This window comes from Mesorhizobium sp. B2-1-1 (assembly GCF_006442975.2).
Classification (GTDB): domain Bacteria; phylum Pseudomonadota; class Alphaproteobacteria; order Rhizobiales; family Rhizobiaceae; genus Mesorhizobium.
Window position 1 is genome coordinate 2,478,696 of sequence record NZ_CP083954.1, and the last position, 17,512, is coordinate 2,496,207.

Here is a 17,512-nt window from a genome sequence, read left to right on the forward strand (position 1 = left end):
ATTTCGACAAATTTGCCAATTTGATATGTTCATCCTGCCAGTTATCCGCGCTCCAATGACGCCTAGAAAACGCGCGGGGAAATACGGATGCATTGTACGATCGTCGGGGCACCGATCCAGGTCGGCTCGGGCCGGATGGGTTGCGAGATGGGGCCTAGTGCGCTGCGTACCGCAGGCCTGGCGGCCGCGCTCACTGAACTCGGACATACGCTGGCCGACCTTGGCACCGTCGCCTCTGCCGATATGCGCCCGATCAGCCACGGCAATGCCGCCTTGAAGGCGCTGCCGGAAATCGTCGCATGGACGGCGGCGATCACCGAGGCGGCCTATGCAGCCAGCGCCGGCGCCCTGCCGATCTTCCTTGGTGGCGACCACAGCATTTCCGCCGGCACGCTGGCCGGTATCGCCCGCCGGGCGGCGGAAGCCGGCCGCCCGCTGTTCGTGCTGTGGCTCGACGCACATCCTGATTTTCACACGCTCGACACCACGACCAGCGGGAATTTGCATGGCGTGCCGCTGGCTTATGCCAGCGGGCAACCCGGCTTCGAAGGCTACTTCCCCAGCCTGGCGGCTTGCGTGGATCCGGCCCGTATCTGCACACTGGGCATCCGCAGCGTCGATCCGGCGGAGCGCGAAGCGCTACGCAAGGCGGGCGTCACCGTGCACGACATGCGGATGATTGACGAATACGGCATGGCCCCGCTGCTTCGCGCCTTTCTCGAGCGGGTCAGTGCCGAAAACGGCATGCTGCATGTCAGCCTCGATGTCGATTTTCTCGACCCTTCGATCGCGCCTGCCGTCGGCACCACCGTGCCGGGCGGCGCCACCTTCCGCGAGGCTCATCTGGTGATGGAGATGTTGCACGACAGCCATCTCGTCACCAGCCTCGATCTGGTCGAGCTCAATCCCGCACTCGACGAACGCAACCGCACCGCAACCCTTCTCGTGGACCTGACCGCGAGCCTGATGGGCCGGCGGATCATGGACCGTCCCACACGGAGTTATTGAACTGTGACCCCCCGTCTGAACATCGTGCCCTTCGTCAGCGTCGATCACATGATGAAGCTGGTTCTTGCCGTCGGCATCGATCGCTTTCTCATCGATCTCGCTGCCTATATCGAAGAGGATTTCCGACGCTGGGAATTGTTCGACAAGACCCCGCGCATCGCTTCGCACAGCATCGACGGCGTCATCGAACTGATGCCTACGAGCGACGGACAGCTCTACGGCTTCAAGTATGTCAACGGTCATCCAAAAAACACGCGCGACGGGCGCCAGACCGTGACGGCGTTCGGCGTGATGGCCGATGTCGGCAATGGCTATCCGATGCTGCTTTCGGAAATGACCATCCTGACCGCGTTGCGCACGGCGGCGACGTCGGCCGTCGCGGCCAAATACCTTGCTCCCAATGCGGCGGACTGCATGGCAATCATCGGCAATGGCGCCCAGTCGGAATTCCAGGCCATCGCCTTCAAGGCCCTGCTCGGCATCGACAGGCTTCGCCTCTATGACATCGATCGGTCGGCATCCTTGAAGTGCGCGAAAAACCTTGCGGGGTTCGATTTCGACATCGCGATCTGCGCTTCGGCGCAGGAGGCGGTGGAAGGGGCTCACATCATCACGACGGTCACCGCCGACAAACGCTCCGCGACCATCCTGACGGATAACATGGTCGGATCGGGCGTGCACATAAATGCCGTCGGCGGCGATTGCCCCGGCAAGACGGAATTGCATCGCGATATTCTGCTGCGCTCCGACATATTCGTCGAATACCCGCCGCAGTCGCGCATCGAGGGTGAAGTCCAGCAACTCGAGCCGGACCATCCCGTGACGGAGTTGTGGCAAGTGATGACCGGCAAGGCCGCCGGCCGCCGGGATGCCAGCCAGATCACCTTGTTCGATTCCGTCGGCTTTGCGATCGAGGACTTTTCCGCGCTGCGCTACGTCCGCGACCAGCTTCAGCGCACCGGCCTCTACGAGGAGCTCGATCTGCTGGCGGACCCGGATGAGCCACGCGACCTCTTCGGCATGCTGCTGCGCGCCGACAAGGCCGCCCAGATCACGGCCGTATCCAGCTGAGTTTTCGCAGAACCTGCGGCCGAATGTCCGCCTCGCAATAGCTGCGGCGCCGAGCGGCGCGCGGCTCGATATCCTAAAGCGGTTCATCGTTCGATGGAAATGACGAAGCGCTCTATCACTTTTATGCAATTCTCCAGGGAAAGCGCTACACGCTTTTCCGGGAAGACCGCTCTACACTTTTCCTGGAATTGTTTTAGCTCTTCGGGCTCAAGCCCACTTCAAACCACTTCTTCGACATCTGCGCGAGCGTACCGTCCGCGGCCATCTCGCCGAGCGCCTTGTTGAGGATCGCCTGAAGCTCGGGCTCCTGCTTGCGGATGCCCAGGCAAACATTTGACGCCATGATGGCGCCGACGAGACGCGGACCGCTTGTGATCAGCGTGCCGTTGCTCTTTGCCGCGCGGTCCCTCGCGAAGACGACATTGTCGGTCAAGGCAGGCTGTTTCGTGGCTTGCGCGCCATTAGCAAGGCGGCGGGCGCTGGTGTGCGCCAGACGACTTGATAGGCTTCTACTACATTGCTGGCCGTGACACTGAGCCCGGGAAGCGCGATCCAGGCCGGCGGCTGGCGTTCGAGCAGGCCGAGAATTGTGGCAATGCCCGTAGCAACGCCCTGATCGTGAGGCAGTTGCGCGGCGATGCCCTTGATCAGGCCTCCACCAACGAGGTCCGTGGCGACGTCGTTGCCGAGGTCGACTGTCGTCACCGGAATAGCCTTGCCCGCATCGCGGATCGCCGCGACGGCAGCGATTGCCGGCACGTCCCAGACGGCAAACAGTCCGGCGAGCTCCGGATTGGCCTGCAGCAAGTCGGCGGTCGCGGCTCTCGCTTGCGACACGTCGGCAAACTTGCCGCGAACCAGCGTCAGGTCGGGACGTCGAGCAGCCATCCATTTTCGGAAAGCAATCTCGCGCTCATGCGTCGCGAAGAAATCGATGCCATAGGCCAGAACGCCGACCTTTCCGCCCTGTGGTATATGTGGCGCCAGGAGTTCTGCGCCGATCTGACCGAGACCGAAATTGTCGCTGGAAACAACGCTGACGTAATCCTTGCCGGGCAGCATGCCGGTTGGGGCATTGTCGAGCAGCAACAGCTTCTTTCCGGCCGCCGATATTGCACGATGCGCGTCGGCGGCACGGTTGCTGCCGATTGGAATGGAGACCACCGCATCCACGGCTTCGCCGGCCAGCCGTTTCAGTTCCGAAATTTGCCGCTCGATGTCGAAGCCGCAGTCGACGACCTCGACCACCGCCGCTCCGTAGCGGCCAAGCGTGGTGACGATCCCGGCCAATTCCTCCTTAGCCCAGTCGCTCTTGGTGGTGTGGAGAACGATGGCGACCGAGAAGCGCCGGTTGCGGGCGAGATCGGCGTCGGCATTCGACAACCCGACCTGGTCGGCTGGAACCGCCCGTTCGCCATGCGGCCCAAGGCCGGTGATCGCCATTCCTCAACCCTCCCCAGGTTCACGCGGCCCGGCCGACTTGGCGATGCTATGCAAGCGCTCCTCCCGGTGGCCGTGGCTTTGCCGGGCGAGCGCTGGTTCCGAGTGCGGCCCGCGCGAGAAAATCCTTGAATTCCGGATGCTCACGCGGTGAACCGAGCGTAATCCACCCCTGCAGAAATTTCGCATCGAACAGTGCTTCCGCAACGACTTGGGCGGCGCCGACCAGTCCGGCCGAGCCGCCCATCTGCGAACGGACGATGCGCAGGTCGCGGGTGACGATCGGATGCGACTGGCGATAGACCGCCTCGCGTACGGCTGCCAACAGTATGTCCCCGGTCTGGGCCACGCTGCCGCCGAGTACGATCAATGACGGGTTCAGCAGATTGGCCAATGGCGCCAGTACCTCGCCGACCGCACGGCCGCAACGCCCGAGAAGGTCGATACAGAACGGATCGCCCAATTGGGCGCCGTGGCCAGCGTCGGTGACCGTCACTTCGCCGGCGCGCGCAAGCATCTCGGCCAGATAGGGGCTGCTCCCGCTCTCGGCCGCCTGGCGGGCCTCGCGTCCGAGCGCTTCGCTGCCGGCAACAGCTTCGAGATTTCTGCCCTCGATGAAAGTATGACCGATCATGCCGGCAGCGCCCTGCGCGCCACGGTGCAACGCTCCCTCCGAAACCACGCCGGCGCTGATCGAGCGGCCGAGCTTGACGAAGATCATGTCGGCGAGGCCGCTGCCGGACTTCAGTTCGCCCATCGTCATCGTCTGGACGCCGCTTCGCACCCATACCGGCGCGCCGACAAGCGTGGCCAACTGCTCGACGAAAGGGAATCCATCCCAGTTCTGGAACGCATTCAGCGCCGGCGCGAACAGCCGCTGATCATCGCATTTCTCAACGGCTCCGGGCACCGCCAGCCCGATGCCCCAGATGCTGGCCTCACTGCCATGCTCTTCCAGCATCCAGGCAAACAGCGTTGCTAGCCGCTGGACCACCGGCTCGGGACCTGCGGCCAGTTCCACCGCTTCGTGATGTTCGGCCAGCAGGCGGCCGGACAGGTCTGATACACCGACTGCCAGCGAGGAATGATCGAGCACGGCGGCCAGGATCATGCCAATGCGCGGCCGGAAGCGGACATGGCGTGGTGCGCGTCCGCCGATCGCCGGGCCGAGTTCGCCTTCTTCTATCAGCCCTAGCCGAAGCAGCGTGGCGAGACGATCCGTGACGACGGCGCGCCCCAGTTCCGACTGGTTCTCTAGCTCCTGGCGGGTCGTTGCCGCCTCGGTCCGTATAAGGTTGAGCAGCGTGGCCAGGCTGCCATGCGCGGATTCGCTGGCACGCGGCCGGCCGGCGGCGCGGCGCGGTTGGTCCGACTGTACGGGGTCTGTGGCGCTGCGCTCGTCCATAGTCTTGCCGAGGCTCATCTCCCGATCTCTATCGCTGCCGGCTCAGGGTCATCACGCCGTTAGCCATGGGTACCGTGGCCTCATTTACGGATCAAGCAGGAACTTATGTATTTTACAAACAAAAGTATGCCGACTTTTGCATTTTAATGATTGACGAGCGGCGAAAGGCGGGCATAAGTATCAGCCAGGCTCGGAGGAGGGCTCCTAACGTCGACAGCCCTCGCGAAGGCGAAGGATGTCGCACGTCCGTTGTCCGAATTCTTCTCCAGCCAAAGATGCCGGCCCCGCGCTGCGCGCGGTGATGCATCGGCTACAGGCAGGGAGGATACGAGATGCCGGTGAAACTGGCCTATCACGCCAATTGCTGGGGTGCGCTCGGTGGCAACGCCGTCGGCGTCACTTCGATCACCCAGCTTACCTATCGCACCTTCGGTGACATGGAGCAGGCGATCCGCGACATTGGATCGGCCGGATATACCGGAACAGAACTCTTCGACGGCAATCTCCTCGACTATCAAGGACGCAATGGCGCGCTGCGCGCTGCCTTGGACCAGTCCGGCGTCGTGCTCGTGGCCGGCTACTCCGGTGCCAACTTTATCTTCGACGATATCCTTGGCGAGGAGTTGGCGCGGATCGAACGCGGAGCGGCTGCCGTGGCCGAACTCGGCGGCGAGCATCTGGTCGTCGGCGGTGGCGCCAAGCGAGCCAAAGGCCGGCAGCCAGATGATTTCAAGCGCCTCGGCGCGGCGCTCGACAAGGTCATCGACATCGCAGCCAAGGCGGGCTTGCGCGCGCACTATCACCCGCATCTGTCGACCATCGTCGAAGGTCCCGACGAAGTTCGCGAGATTTTCAAACATACCGCGATCGATTTCTGTCCGGACACCGCGCATCTGGCAGCCGCTGGCGGTGATCCGGCCGCGCAGATTCGCGAATTCAGCAAGCGCATCAGCTATGTGCATTTGAAGGGCTGGCAGCGCGATCCCTTCGCCTTCACGCCGCTCGACCGCGGCGACCTTGATATGGAGCCGATCATCCAGGCGCTCGAGGACGCCGGATTTTCCGGCTGGATCGCAACCGAGCTGGATGCCTGGCCAGACCCCAAGCAAGGGGCGGAACTCAGCATGAAATATCTGAAGAGCGCTTTGAAGCAGAGTTGAACCGACAGGTACCAAGCCTGTCATCAGGGAGGAGACCCAAATGACACGTTTCAACACAATAGCCGGGACGTTCACGGCGGCATTGCTGGCCGCCAGCCTCTATACCGCAGCTCCCGCTTTCGCCGACCCCGATTCAGCACTCGCCGAACTGCAGAAGACAGTGCTCTCCAAGGGGCCGAACGGCGAAGCTCCAGCGTCGGCGGCGTCCGTCAATCTGACGCAGGAGGAACTGGCCAAGATCAAGGACATGAAGGCGACGGCGGCGGTCGTCATGCACTATGGCGGCAATGACTGGTCACGCGCGCAGATCGCCGGCCTCAAAGACCAGTTTGGCAAGATGGGCATCGAGGTGATCGCCACGACCGATGCCGGATTCAAGCCGGAAAAGCAGGTCGCCGACCTCGAAACTGTGATGGCCCAGAACCCCAAGATCATCGTTTCGATCCCCACCGACCCGTCGGCGACGGCGTCCGCGTACAGGGCAGTTGCCGATAAGGGCGTGAAGCTGGTGTTCATGGACAACGTGCCGGCCGGCTTCGTCGCGGGCAAGGATTACGTCTCCGTAGTCTCGGCCGACAATTATGGCAACGGCGTCGCCGCAGCGCATCTGATGGCCAAGGCGCTGGGGGGCAAGGGCGACATTGGTCTGGTCTTCCACGCCGCCGACTTCTTTGTCACCAAACAGCGTTATGATGGCTTCAAGAAGACGATCGCCGACAACTACCCCGATATCAAGATTGTCGCCGAACAAGGCATTGGCGGCCCGGACTTCACCGGCGACGCCGAAAAGGCGGCATCGGCCATCCTCACTTCCAACCCTGCCATCAACGGCATCTGGGCGGTGTGGGACGTGCCGGCCGAAGGCGTCATCTCGGCGGCCCGCACCGCTGGTCGCGACGACCTTGTCATCACCACCTGCGACCTCGGCGAGAACGTCGCAATCAATATGGCGGGCGGGGGCTTCGTGAAGGGCCTGGGCGCCCAGCGTCCGTTTGACCAGGGCGTCACCGAAGCCCTGCTCGCAGGCTACGGTCTGCTCGGCAAGGAGGCTCCGGCCTTCGTCGCCTTGCCGGCGCTGCCCGTCACCAAGGACACGCTGCTCGAGGGTTGGAAAGCCGTCTATCACGCCGAGGCGACCGACAAGATCAAGGGCAGCATGTAGCGCGCCCTGCGGCCGGCGCACTCCCAGCCGGCCGCACCTCTTCTCAATTCGACAGGAGACCATCATGACCAAGACGCTCAACGTGGCGATGATCGGCGGCGGCTTTATGGGTAAAGCCCATGCGCTCGCTTATGCGACGATGCCGATGTTCTTCTGGCCCGCCCCCGCCATCCCCGTGCGCAAGGTGGTGGTCGACATCACCGAGGCACTGGCCGACGAAGGCCGCCGTCGCTACGGATTCGAGGAATCATCCGCTGACTGGCGTTCGGTGGTGACGCGATCCGACATCGACGTCATTGACATCGTCACCCCGAACGACAGCCATGCCGCGATCGCGATCGCGGCCGCTGAAGCCGGCAAGCACATCATCTGCGAAAAGCCGCTGGCGCGCGGCGGCGACGAGGCAAAGACCATGCTCGACGCGGTGAACAAAGCCGGCGTCATCCACATGGTTGCCTTCAACTATCGTCGCACGCCGGCAGTGGCGCTTGCCCGCCAGTACATAGAGGAAGGCCGCATCGGTAAGATTCTCAACTTCCGCGGCACCTATCTGCAGGACTGGTCGGCCGATCCGGATTCGCCTCTGTCCTGGCGCTTTCAGAAGAAGATCGCCGGGTCCGGCTCGATCGGCGACATCGGCACCCATGTCGTCGACCTTGCCCGTTATCTGGTGGGCGAGATCGCCGAGGTCAGCGCGTTGGTGCGCACCTACAACAAAACGCGACCGATCCAACGCGGCAATCTCGACAGGCTCGGCGCGGCAGAGAGGAATACCGATACCGAGCGGGCTGAGGTCGACGTCGACGACGAGGTGATGACGCTGCTGAAATTCGCCGACGGCGCGATCGGTTCGCTGGAGGCGACCCGCAACGCCTATGGCCGCAACAATTTCATCACTTTCGAGATCCACGGCACCAAAGGCTCCATTGCTTTCAACTACGAACGGCGCGACGAATTGCAGGTGATGTTTGCCGATGATCCTGCGGATGCACGCGGCTTCAGGTCCGTCTATTCCGGTCCGGCGCACCCCTATGGGTCGGGTCTGTGGCCAATCCCGGCGCTCGGCATCGGCTATTCCGAAACCAAGATCGTGGAGTGTTTCGATTTCTTCTCGGCTATTGTTTCGGGCAAGCAGCCCTTGCCCAATTTCGAGGATGGCTACAAGACCGAGCGGGTGGCCGACGCGCTGATCGAATCCGGCCAATCCGGCCAGTGGACCAAGGTCCGACCATGACGATCGCGGCGCCTGTTCATGCGGTGGAAATGAAAGGCGTCACCAAATCCTTCGGCGGCGTCAAGGCGCTGGTCGATGTCGACCTGCGGGTAGAGAAAGGCGAAATCCACGCATTGCTCGGTGGCAATGGTGCCGGTAAGTCGACCATCCTGAAAGTGTTGAACGGCGTTCATGTGCCGGACACCGGTACCATTCTAGTCGATGGCAAGCCACTCGCCGAAATCTCGCCCGAAGCTTCAAGGCGGGCGGGCATCGCCATGATCTTCCAGGAAATGAGCCTCATCCCCACGCTGACCGTGGCGCAGAATGTTTTCCTGACCCGCGAAGCCAAGGTCGCGTTCGGCCTGATCGACGATCGCACCGCCGAAAAGCGCGCCAAGGACCTGTTCGACATGCTGCAGGTCGAGGTCGATCCGAAAGCGACGGTCGGCAATCTCGGCGCCGGCCAACGGCAGTTGACGGAGATCGTCAAGGCGATCTCGCAGAATGCGAAAGTGCTGGTCCTGGATGAACCGTCGACGGCGCTGGCGGTATCCGATGTCGAGCGGCTGTTTGCCTTCCTGCGCAAACTGAGATCGGAAGGCGTCGCCATCATCTATGTCTCGCACCGCATGGACGAGATAGCCCGCATCGCCGACCGCGCCACGATCTTGCGCGATGGCCGCAACGTCATCACCGCGCCGATGTCGGAACTGCCGATCGAAACGATGATTGAGCATATTGTCGGCAAACGCTCGCGTGGTCTGTCCGACGTGGGACGCGGCGAATCGAATGTCGGGGCGCCGCTGCTTGAGCTCGACGGTGTTTCAGGGGTGGAGAAACCGAAGAACGTCAGCTTCGTCGTCCACAGCGGCGAAGTGGTCGGCCTAGCCGGGCTGCTGGGCTCCGGGCGGTCGGCGATCGCGCGCGTCATCGCCGGCATAGATCCGATCGTCGAAGGCGAGATCCGCATTGCCGGCGAGCCGGTGGCGATCGCCAGACCAAGTGACGCCATCGAGGCCGGTGTGGCGCTGGTGCCGGAGGATCGGCTACGGCAGGGCGTCATCGCGGAGCATTCGGTCGCCTCCAACATGACGCTCGCCGTGCTCGACCAGTTGAGCAGCAAGGCCTTTGTGTCGACGAAAAAGATGCGCGAGCTGACTGATCGCCAGATCGCCCAGCTGCGGATCAAGACTGCATCGCGCGACAGCCCGGTGCGCACACTTTCGGGCGGCAACCAGCAGAAGGTCGTCATCGGCAAATGGCTTTCGAGGAATCCGGAGATCCTGGTCCTCGACGAGCCGACCTCCGGCATCGATATCGGTTCGAAGTCGGAAATCATCCTGCTGGTTCGCCAGCTCGCCAACGCCGGCAAGGCAATCATCATGATCTCGTCGGAGCTGTCCGAGATGCTGTCGGCCTGCGACCGTATCATCGTCGTCTCCGAGGGGCGCGTCGTGAACGATGTCAGCCGCGCCGATCTCGACGATCCCTCGGCGCCAAAGAACGATCCGGTTGCGCGACTCCAGGCGGCCGAGCGCAAGCTGCAGATCGTCATCCAGAAAGCGCTGAGCAAGAGCCAGGGAGGAATACATGTCCACTAGTCAGGCTGCCGCGTCCCAGTCCTCGCTGGCAGCGAGGCTTGGGCTCACCAACTGGCGGCAGAACATCATCTACATCGGTTTCGTCGTCATCTTCATCATTTTCGCGATAACGTTGTTCGACAAGGGCTTCCTCAACCTCAACAACCTGCTCAACATCGTGCGGCAGACGGCGATGATCGCGGTGATGGCGATCGCCATGACCTATGTTCTGTCGGCAGGCGAGATCGACCTGTCCGTTGGTGCCGTCGCGGGTCTCGCCTCGGTGACGACGGCGATGGCGATCGACGCCGGCGGACCGATCACCGGTGTGATGGCGGGGCTCGCCACAGGCGCCGTCGTCGGCACCTTCAACGGCCTGTTGACGACGCGGGTCGGAATTCCATCCTTCCTTACCACGTTGGCTATGATGGGCATCGCTACCGGCACCGCAATGTGGATCAGCGATACGGCTGCGGTGCCGATCATCTCGAAGAGCTACTCCTGGATCTTCGGCGGCGGCAATGTCGGGCCGGTGCCGGTGCTGCTGATCTGGATGCTGGTGCTGGGAGCCGTCGGCCACGTCGTTTTGAGGCGAACGAGCTTTGGCCGCCGCGTGCTGGCCACCGGCGGCGGCGAGATCGCGGCGCGTTATTCCGGCATCGACACCAAGTCGGTCAAGTTCCGCGTGCTTACCATCTCGGCCATGGCGGCGGCGCTGGCCGGAATGCTTTACGCCGGCCGGCTGCAATCGGGGCGCTTCCAACTCGGCCAAGGCGACGAACTGTCGGTGATAGCCGCGGCGGTGCTTGGCGGCACCAGCCTGTTCGGCGGCTCCGGCACGGTGATCGGGACAATTGTCGGCGCGCTGATGATCGGCCTCATCAATAACGGCCTGATTCTGATGGGGTTGGAGTTCAGCCAGCAGCTAATCGCGCGCGGCGCCATCATCATCCTTGCCGTTGCACTCAGCCAGGGGAGGAAATGAGATGACGGTTCCCTATACGGTCATCGGCACCGTGGTTGCCAAACCCGAAACCCGCGATGAACTGCAAAGAATCCTGTCGGGCCTCGTCGAACCGACACGTGCCGAGGAGGGCTGCATCAACTACGACTTCCATGTCGACCCGGCTGACCCCTGCGTATTCATGTTTTACGAGAACTGGCGTTCGAAGGACGATCTCGACAGGCACCTCTCCATGCCACATCTGATGCCGCTGTTCGGGAAGCTCGACGACCTCGTTGCGCGGCCGGTGGATGTCCGTCAATTCGTCATGCTCAGCCAGCTGGCGCTGGCATCGCATGAGCGATCGTTTCCAACCCCGCGCGGTGAGAGCAGATCCGATGGAGACAGGTAAAGCGCTCGGGACGCGGGTGACAGCTGAAAGTGCCAGCTTTTGACGGAACGCCAATGGCCTCAGCCGGAAACCAGGTTTGTCAGCATGGTTGCCGCCTCGGTGCCGGCCAAGCCGAGGTCGAGAACGCTGCTCATGTGATTGGCTCCAGGAAGGGCGGTCTGCGAGACCTGTAGTCCCTGCTCCTTCAGATGCCGCGCAAACACCTCGGCCTGCCTGTGGAATGGCGGCGTTTCGTCGGCGCCGACAGCGATCTCGACCGACACTGACGGATCGAAACGGCGGGTGAGCGGCGAGAACCTGGCTGCATCCTCGTCCGTGATCGCGATCTCGGCGGCAAGGAAGGAGGTCTGAAGCGGCTTCAGGTCGTAGAGCCCGCCAAGCAGCAACGCGCCTTTGATTGTCGATGTCCGGCCGTCGTCATTGAAAAGCATCGTCGCAAGTTGGGCGCCGGCTGAATGTCCGCTCACGGTCAGGCGCTCGGTATCGCCGCCGTGATCGCCGATATGGTCGAGCACCCAGCTTTTGGCGCGCCGCACCTGGTCGACGATCGTGGCCATCCTCACAGCCGGCATCAGCGCATAATCGACGATGACCGCGATTGCGCCGGCGCGCGTCACCGTCTCGGCGACATAGGAATAGTCGCGCTTGGAGAACATGCGCCAGTAGCCGCCATGGATGAACACATGGACCGGCAGGCGGTCGCGCTTGCCCTCCGGAAAGAACAGGTCGATGGTCTCGGTGGCATCCGCTCCATAGGCGATGTCGGCAACCATCGGTATTGTTGCGCGCACCTCCGTGCTGCGACGAACGATCTCGGCGACGATGTCGTCGAACTCGGCGACGTGGTCGCGGATGCGGAAAGGATCATTCTGCATGGGGTGCCCGTTCACATGGTCACGGCGATGTACTTCGCCTCCATGAACTCGGCAATGCCGTGCTTCTGTCCGCCTTCGCGGCCAAGGCCGCTCTGCTTGACGCCGCCGAAAGGTGCCGCCGGATCCGACATCAGGCCGCGATTGAGCGCGACCATGCCCGTTTCGATCTTCGATGCCACGTGCATGCCCCTGGCCAGATCACGCGTGTAGATGTAGGCGGCAAGGCCGTATTCCGTGTCGTTGGCGCGCGCGATGACTTCGTCCTCGTTCTCGAAGCGGCTGATCGGGGCCACCGGACCGAATATCTCCTCCTGCGCCATCTCGGCATTGGCGGGCACGTCCCGAAGGACGGTCGGCGGATAGAAATAGCCCTTGTCGTCGGCGACCGCGCCGCCGCACAGGATCCTGGCCCCACGGGCGACCGCGTCCTTGACCAGCCGATCGATCTTGTCGACGGCCTTCCTGGTAATCATCGGACCGCATTCGGTGTCCGGGTCGGTGCCTGAACCGAGCTTGAGCGCGGCCATGCGTTGGCGCAGACCTTCGGCAAAAGCGTCATGGATGCCGGCCTGCGCGTAGATGCGGTTGGCTGCCGTGCAGGCCTCGCCGGCGTTTCGCATCTTGGCGACCATCGCGCCGTCGAGGGCCGCGTCCAGATCGGCGTCATCGAAGACGATGAACGGGGCGTTGCCGCCGAGTTCCATCGAGCATGAGATGACGTGCTTGGCGGCTTCGGCCAGCAGAACACGACCCACGCCGGTCGAACCGGTGAAGGATAGCTTCCGGACGCGCGGGTCGGCGAGCATGGCGGAGGTCACTGGTCCGGGGTTCGAAGTGGTGAGCACATTGACGACGCCGGGAGGCACACCCGCCTCCTCGTACAGCGCGGCGAGCGCGTAGGCGGTCAGGGGCGTCTCGCTGGCGGGCTTCAGAATGACGGTGCAGCCGGCGGCCAGCGCCGGCGCGATCTTGCGTGTCGCCATGGCGGCGGGGAAATTCCAGGGCGTTATGAGCACGCAGATGCCGATCGGATGATAATCGACGACGATCCGGTTGGCGCCTGACGGCGCCAGGCCGAACTCGCCGCTGATGCGCACCGCTTCCTCGGCATTCCAGCGGAAGAATTCAGCCGCATAGGCGACCTCGCCGCGCGCGTCGCGCAGCGCCTTGCCGTTCTCCAGCGAGATCAGCGCCGCCAGCGTATCGGACCGTTCGACCATCAATTCGAAACAACGCCGCAGGATTTCCGAACGCTTGCGCGGCGCGGTTGCGCGCCAGCTTGCAGCCGCCTTCGCAGCCGCCTCGACGGCAGCGGCGGCATCGGCAATCGTGGCGTCCGGGACAGCCGCAATCACGGCCTCCGTGGAAGGATCGATCACCTCAATGAGGCGACCGTCGGAAGACGGTCGCCAGTGTCCGTCGATATAGAGGCCGTGCGAGAATGTGGTGTAGTCGAACATGTCCGGATCTTCGTTGAGTTGCCCTTGGGGTACGTTCATCTCATCACCTCTGGTCAGACTGAGCTTGCGGCCATGTCGCCGTCATAGGCAGCCCTCACCAGCCGCCGCATCGCGGCGATGTCGAAAGGACGAGGGTTGTTCTTGATCAGCCGATCGATGCCGAGCGCCTGCTCGGCGGTCCAGTCGATCTTGTCGTGTGGAAGACCCAGATCGGCCAGCGTGCGGGTGATGCCGATCGCCGCGAACAGCCGGGCCACCTCATCGATGGTGGCGCGCGCGGTCGCCTCGGCGCTCTTTGTCTCCGTCACCCCCAGAGCGGCGCCGACCGCCGCTATTTCGTCGGTCGCGGCGGGCAGGTTGTAGCTCATCACGTAGGGAAGCATCGTCGCCACGCCCAATCCGTGCGGCGTATGGGTAAGCGCGCCGACGGGATATTGCACGGCGTGGGCAGCCGCCGTTCCGGCCGTGCCGAAAGCGCAGCCGGCCGCCAGCGCTCCCATCATGACATCGGCGCGTGCGTCTTCGTCCGAGCCGTCCCGGTAAGCCTTTTCGAGACTGCGGCCCAGGAGTTGGATGGCCAGCAGCGCGAAATGATCGGTCAGCGCGCTCTTGCCGACAAAGACATGCCGCTGCGGCAAGTGCGGATCGGAGCCGCGTTTGGCGGACGTGAAGGCTTCGATCGCGTGGGTGAGCGCGTCGGCTCCGGCGATTGCCGTGAGGGAGGGCGGGCATGTCGCGGTGAGTTCCGGATCGCAGAGCGCGACCGCGGCAATGAGATGGGGACTGGAAATGCCGACCTTCAGTGTTCGCTCCGGATCGGAGATCACCGCTACCGGCGTCACTTCCGAACCGGTGCCGGCGGTGGTCGGGACCGCGATTACCGGGAGCGTGGGGCCGGCCACCTTGAACTCCCCGTAGTAGTCCTGAAGCCGCCCGCCGTGGCTAATCAGCAACGCGGCGCTTTTGGCCATGTCCAGGCAGCTGCCGCCACCGATCCCGATCACCATGTCCGGCTTGAAGTCCTTCGCATGGGCGACGCAGACGGCAACGCTGTCACGGGGGACATCCGGGAGGATGCGATCGTACACGAGCGTTTCGATCGAGCCAGCTCTCAGTGCCGCGCTGATTTGCGCGAACATTGGCGTTCCGGCGAAACGCTCATCCGTGCAGATGAATGCGCGCCGGCCATATTTGGCGGCAATATCAGGCAGCGCATGGCGCTGGCCTTTGCCGAAAAGAATCTCACGCGGCAACCGGGCTGCTGCAAATAGCGTCATGAACTGTGTCCTTCGAATATGGATTGGGGAGCGGGGGATCGGAGATCACCGCTTGCCCAGCGTGCGTGGCGTGGTTCGGGCAAGGCACGGGCCAGAGCCGTCGTCGAGTTTTCCTGCCTCACGAAATATCCTCTATAAAATCGTATAGGATATAGGATTGAATTGCGCGGAGCATCGTGTTAGAGGTCGCCCCTGTCAAGAGGCAAAACATGCAGAATCCAGACCTTACCGTCGACAATGACGCTCGGTTGATAGGCCGCATTCAGCGCGCCAACAGCCTGTCGGGCGACGTCTACGAGGCGATCTTCCAGCAGCTGATGTCGCTGAAAATAGCTCCGGGATCGCGGATCACCGTCGACAACCTTGTCAAGGAGTTCAACGTCTCGCATACGCCGATCCGCGAAGCTCTTGGGCGGCTGGAAGGCGAGGGCCTGGTGGTGAAAACCCATCTGATCGGGTACCGGGCCGCGCCCCAGATCACACGGCGCCGTTTCGACGAACTCTATGAACTGCGCCTGCTGCTCGAACCCGCAGCCGCCGCCAAGGCAGCCGCTGCGCTCGATGAAGCCCGGCTGATGATTTTGCAGGAGGCGGCTGGCGTGATGGCCAGGCGGGTGGGCAAGGACGAACGCCTGCGTTATTCGAACTTCGCCCGCCAGGATGCCATCTTCCACGACAAGGTCATGGAGTTCGCGCAGAACGAGCTCATCCGCGAAACGCTGAACCACCAGCACACCCACTTCCACATTTTCCGCCTGATGTATCACTCGCGGGTCACCGAGGAGGCGCTCGACGAGCACGAAGCCATCCTCGCCGCTTTCGCGGCCAGCGATCCGGTTGCCGCCGAAAAGGCGATGCGCGTGCACATAGAGAATTCGCGGGACAGGCTCCTGCCTGCATTCGAGTAGGCCGCGATGCCAGTTGCCACTCGCATCGACGGAAGCGTCACCGCTTTGCCGCCGGAGCCCACACCGGCTGTGGCTCCGGTGCTGCGCGCGGAAGGGCTTTGCAAACAATACGGCCCGGTGACCGTGTTGTCGGACATCACGCTGGATATTTTCCCTGGCGAGATCCATGCCGTCATCGGCGAGAATGGCGCCGGCAAGTCGACGTTCATGCGCTTGCTTTCCGGTTACATCGAGCCAACCGCCGGCAGCCTGTCCATGGCCGGTGACCGCGTGAGTTTCAGGACACCTCACCAGGCGCAGGCGGCCGGCATCGCGCTGGTACATCAGGAAATCCTCCTGGCCGAAGCGCTCACGGTGACTGACAATCTCTTTCTCGGCCGCGAGCTCTCCAGGCGCGGAATCGTCGATGATGGCGCCATGCGCCGCATAGCGGCCGCGAAACTGGCCGAGATCGGTTGCGAGGTGTCGCCGACCGCGCTGGTCCGAGACATTTCGCTGGCGGATCGCCAGCTCGTGCAAATCGCCCGCGCGTTGCTCGACGACCACAGGGTCGTCATCTTCGACGAGCCAACAGCGGTGCTGACCGGTGGGGAGGTCGAGCGTTTGCTCGCCATCATCTTCGGGCTCAGGGCGCGGGGCATCGCGGTTCTCTACATCAGCCATCGCCTCGACGAGGTGCAGCGGCTGGCGGACAAGGTCACGGTCCTGCGCGACGGCAAGATGATCGGCACCTATCCCGGCCATGCGTTGAGCCAGGCCGACATGGCGCAGCTTATGGTCGGGCGCGAACTCGCCGCGCTTTATCCTCACAAGCGCGAGGTCCAGACGAGCCGGCCCATGCTGACCGTCAGAAACGCGACTGTTCCGGGTTATGCACGGGACGTGTCCTTTACCGTTCACAAAGGCGAGATTCTTGGCTTCGCCGGCATGATCGGGGCGGGGCGAACCGAGTTGTTCGAAGGCATTGTGGGGCTTAGGCCGGCGACGGCTACGATCGAGCTCAACGGGTCGCCGATACAGATACGTTCGCAGCGCGAGGCCATAGAGGCGGGCATCGGCTATCTGACGGAAGATCGCAAGGGCAAGGGCCTGCTTTTGCAGGAGCGGCTGGCGCCGAACCTGACTCTCTCGTCGCTTGACCTTCTGCATCCGGGACTGCTGGTTCTGCGCGGTCGCGAATCCGAGGCGCTCGCCCGGGCCGTCTCCAGCTACGACATCCGGGTGAAGAGCCACAACGCCAGGGCAGGGCAGCTTTCGGGCGGAAACCAGCAGAAACTTCTGCTGGCCAAGGTGCTCCTGACCAATCCTTCGGTCGTGATCATCGATGAGCCGACGCGCGGGATCGACATCGCCAACAAGGCGCAGATCTACGCCTTCATCCAGGAACTCGTGGGCCAAGGCAAAGCCTGCATCGTCATCTCGTCGGAGATGCAGGAACTGGTCGGCATCTGCGACCGCGTCCTGGTCATGCGCGAAGGCAGGATCAGCGGCGAGGTCTCGGGCGAAACGATGATCGAAAGCAACATCGCGCTGCTGGCGACCAGTGACAAAGGCCATGGCACGGCCCAAGGAGGAAGACAGTGACGGCGCTTACC

At 63.1% G+C, this 17,512-nt stretch carries 16 protein-coding genes; 10 read left to right on the forward strand and 6 right to left on the reverse strand.

Annotation, left to right across the window (positions count from 1 at the left end):
• Window positions 1–87 precede the first annotated feature (87 nt).
• Both rocF and FJ972_RS12125 read left to right on the forward strand, forming a co-directional pair.
• Window positions 88–1,008, forward strand: coding sequence for an arginase (rocF, locus tag FJ972_RS12120; protein ID WP_140521344.1), 921 nt, complete (start codon window positions 88–90; stop codon window positions 1,006–1,008).
• Between the two features lie 48 nt (window positions 1,009–1,056).
• Window positions 1,057–2,079 (forward strand): ornithine cyclodeaminase, encoded by a 1,023-nt coding sequence (locus tag FJ972_RS12125; RefSeq protein ID WP_246674128.1) that lies wholly within the window; start codon window positions 1,057–1,059, stop codon window positions 2,077–2,079.
• Between the two features lie 193 nt (window positions 2,080–2,272).
• Here the strand turns inward: FJ972_RS12125 and FJ972_RS12130 are convergent, their stop codons facing one another.
• The 3 genes from FJ972_RS12130 to FJ972_RS12140 are packed head-to-tail and all read right to left on the reverse strand — an operon-like array spanning window position 2,273 to window position 4,942.
• The gene (locus FJ972_RS12130; RefSeq protein WP_181167255.1) at window positions 2,273–2,512 is read right to left on the reverse strand and encodes a transporter substrate-binding domain-containing protein; all 240 of its coding nucleotides are present in this window, start codon (window positions 2,510–2,512) and stop codon (window positions 2,273–2,275) included.
• Window positions 2,509–3,522 (reverse strand): substrate-binding domain-containing protein, encoded by a 1,014-nt coding sequence (locus FJ972_RS12135; protein WP_140499314.1) that lies wholly within the window; start codon window positions 3,520–3,522, stop codon window positions 2,509–2,511. Before FJ972_RS12135 ends, FJ972_RS12130 begins: the two co-directional genes overlap by 4 nt.
• Before the next feature lie 46 nt (window positions 3,523–3,568).
• Window positions 3,569–4,942, reverse strand: a complete 1,374-nt coding sequence (locus FJ972_RS12140) for an ROK family protein (protein WP_224519041.1) — start codon at window positions 4,940–4,942, stop codon at window positions 3,569–3,571.
• 314 nt (window positions 4,943–5,256) lie between these two features.
• Here FJ972_RS12140 and FJ972_RS12145 point away from each other — a divergent pair, with 314 nt between their 5' ends.
• From FJ972_RS12145 to FJ972_RS12170, 6 genes are all read left to right on the forward strand, one after another.
• Complete coding sequence (locus FJ972_RS12145) at window positions 5,257–6,084, forward strand: sugar phosphate isomerase/epimerase family protein (protein WP_140521346.1); 828 nt, start codon at window positions 5,257–5,259, stop codon at window positions 6,082–6,084.
• 40 nt (window positions 6,085–6,124) lie between these two features.
• On the forward strand, window positions 6,125–7,246 hold the full coding sequence (locus tag FJ972_RS12150) for a substrate-binding domain-containing protein (protein WP_140521347.1): 1,122 nt from the start codon (window positions 6,125–6,127) through the stop codon (window positions 7,244–7,246).
• Between the two features lie 64 nt (window positions 7,247–7,310).
• Entirely contained in the window at window positions 7,311–8,480 is a 1,170-nt protein-coding gene (locus FJ972_RS12155; protein ID WP_140521348.1) for a Gfo/Idh/MocA family protein, read from the forward strand.
• On the forward strand, window positions 8,477–10,063 hold the full coding sequence (locus tag FJ972_RS12160) for a sugar ABC transporter ATP-binding protein (RefSeq protein WP_226880565.1): 1,587 nt from the start codon (window positions 8,477–8,479) through the stop codon (window positions 10,061–10,063). Before FJ972_RS12155 ends, FJ972_RS12160 begins: the two co-directional genes overlap by 4 nt.
• Window positions 10,053–11,027: an ABC transporter permease gene (locus FJ972_RS12165; RefSeq protein WP_140499306.1), complete on the forward strand. Its 975-nt coding sequence runs from the start codon at window positions 10,053–10,055 to the stop codon at window positions 11,025–11,027. Before FJ972_RS12160 ends, FJ972_RS12165 begins: the two co-directional genes overlap by 11 nt.
• 1 nt (window position 11,028) lies before the next feature.
• Window positions 11,029–11,397, forward strand: coding sequence for a putative quinol monooxygenase (locus FJ972_RS12170; RefSeq protein ID WP_140499304.1), 369 nt, complete (start codon window positions 11,029–11,031; stop codon window positions 11,395–11,397).
• A 59-nt stretch (window positions 11,398–11,456) separates the two neighbouring features.
• Here the strand turns inward: FJ972_RS12170 and FJ972_RS12175 are convergent, their stop codons facing one another.
• From FJ972_RS12175 to FJ972_RS12185, 3 genes are read right to left on the reverse strand one after another with little or no spacing between them, the layout of a single operon-like run.
• Window positions 11,457–12,272, reverse strand: a complete 816-nt coding sequence (locus FJ972_RS12175) for an alpha/beta hydrolase (RefSeq protein ID WP_140521349.1) — start codon at window positions 12,270–12,272, stop codon at window positions 11,457–11,459.
• Window positions 12,273–12,283: 11 nt separating this feature from the next.
• Window positions 12,284–13,771, reverse strand: a complete 1,488-nt coding sequence (locus tag FJ972_RS12180) for an NAD-dependent succinate-semialdehyde dehydrogenase (protein WP_140521350.1) — start codon at window positions 13,769–13,771, stop codon at window positions 12,284–12,286.
• A gap of 14 nt (window positions 13,772–13,785) precedes the next feature.
• Entirely contained in the window at window positions 13,786–15,009 is a 1,224-nt protein-coding gene (locus FJ972_RS12185) for an iron-containing alcohol dehydrogenase (protein ID WP_140521351.1), read from the reverse strand.
• Between the two features lie 209 nt (window positions 15,010–15,218).
• Here FJ972_RS12185 and FJ972_RS12190 point away from each other — a divergent pair, with 209 nt between their 5' ends.
• Together FJ972_RS12190 and FJ972_RS12195 are read left to right on the forward strand one after the other, a co-directional pair.
• Window positions 15,219–15,917 (forward strand): GntR family transcriptional regulator, encoded by a 699-nt coding sequence (locus FJ972_RS12190; RefSeq protein ID WP_140521352.1) that lies wholly within the window; start codon window positions 15,219–15,221, stop codon window positions 15,915–15,917.
• 6 nt (window positions 15,918–15,923) lie between these two features.
• Entirely contained in the window at window positions 15,924–17,501 is a 1,578-nt protein-coding gene (locus FJ972_RS12195; RefSeq protein WP_140521353.1) for a sugar ABC transporter ATP-binding protein, read from the forward strand.
• The last annotated feature ends 11 nt before the right edge of the window (window positions 17,502–17,512 follow it).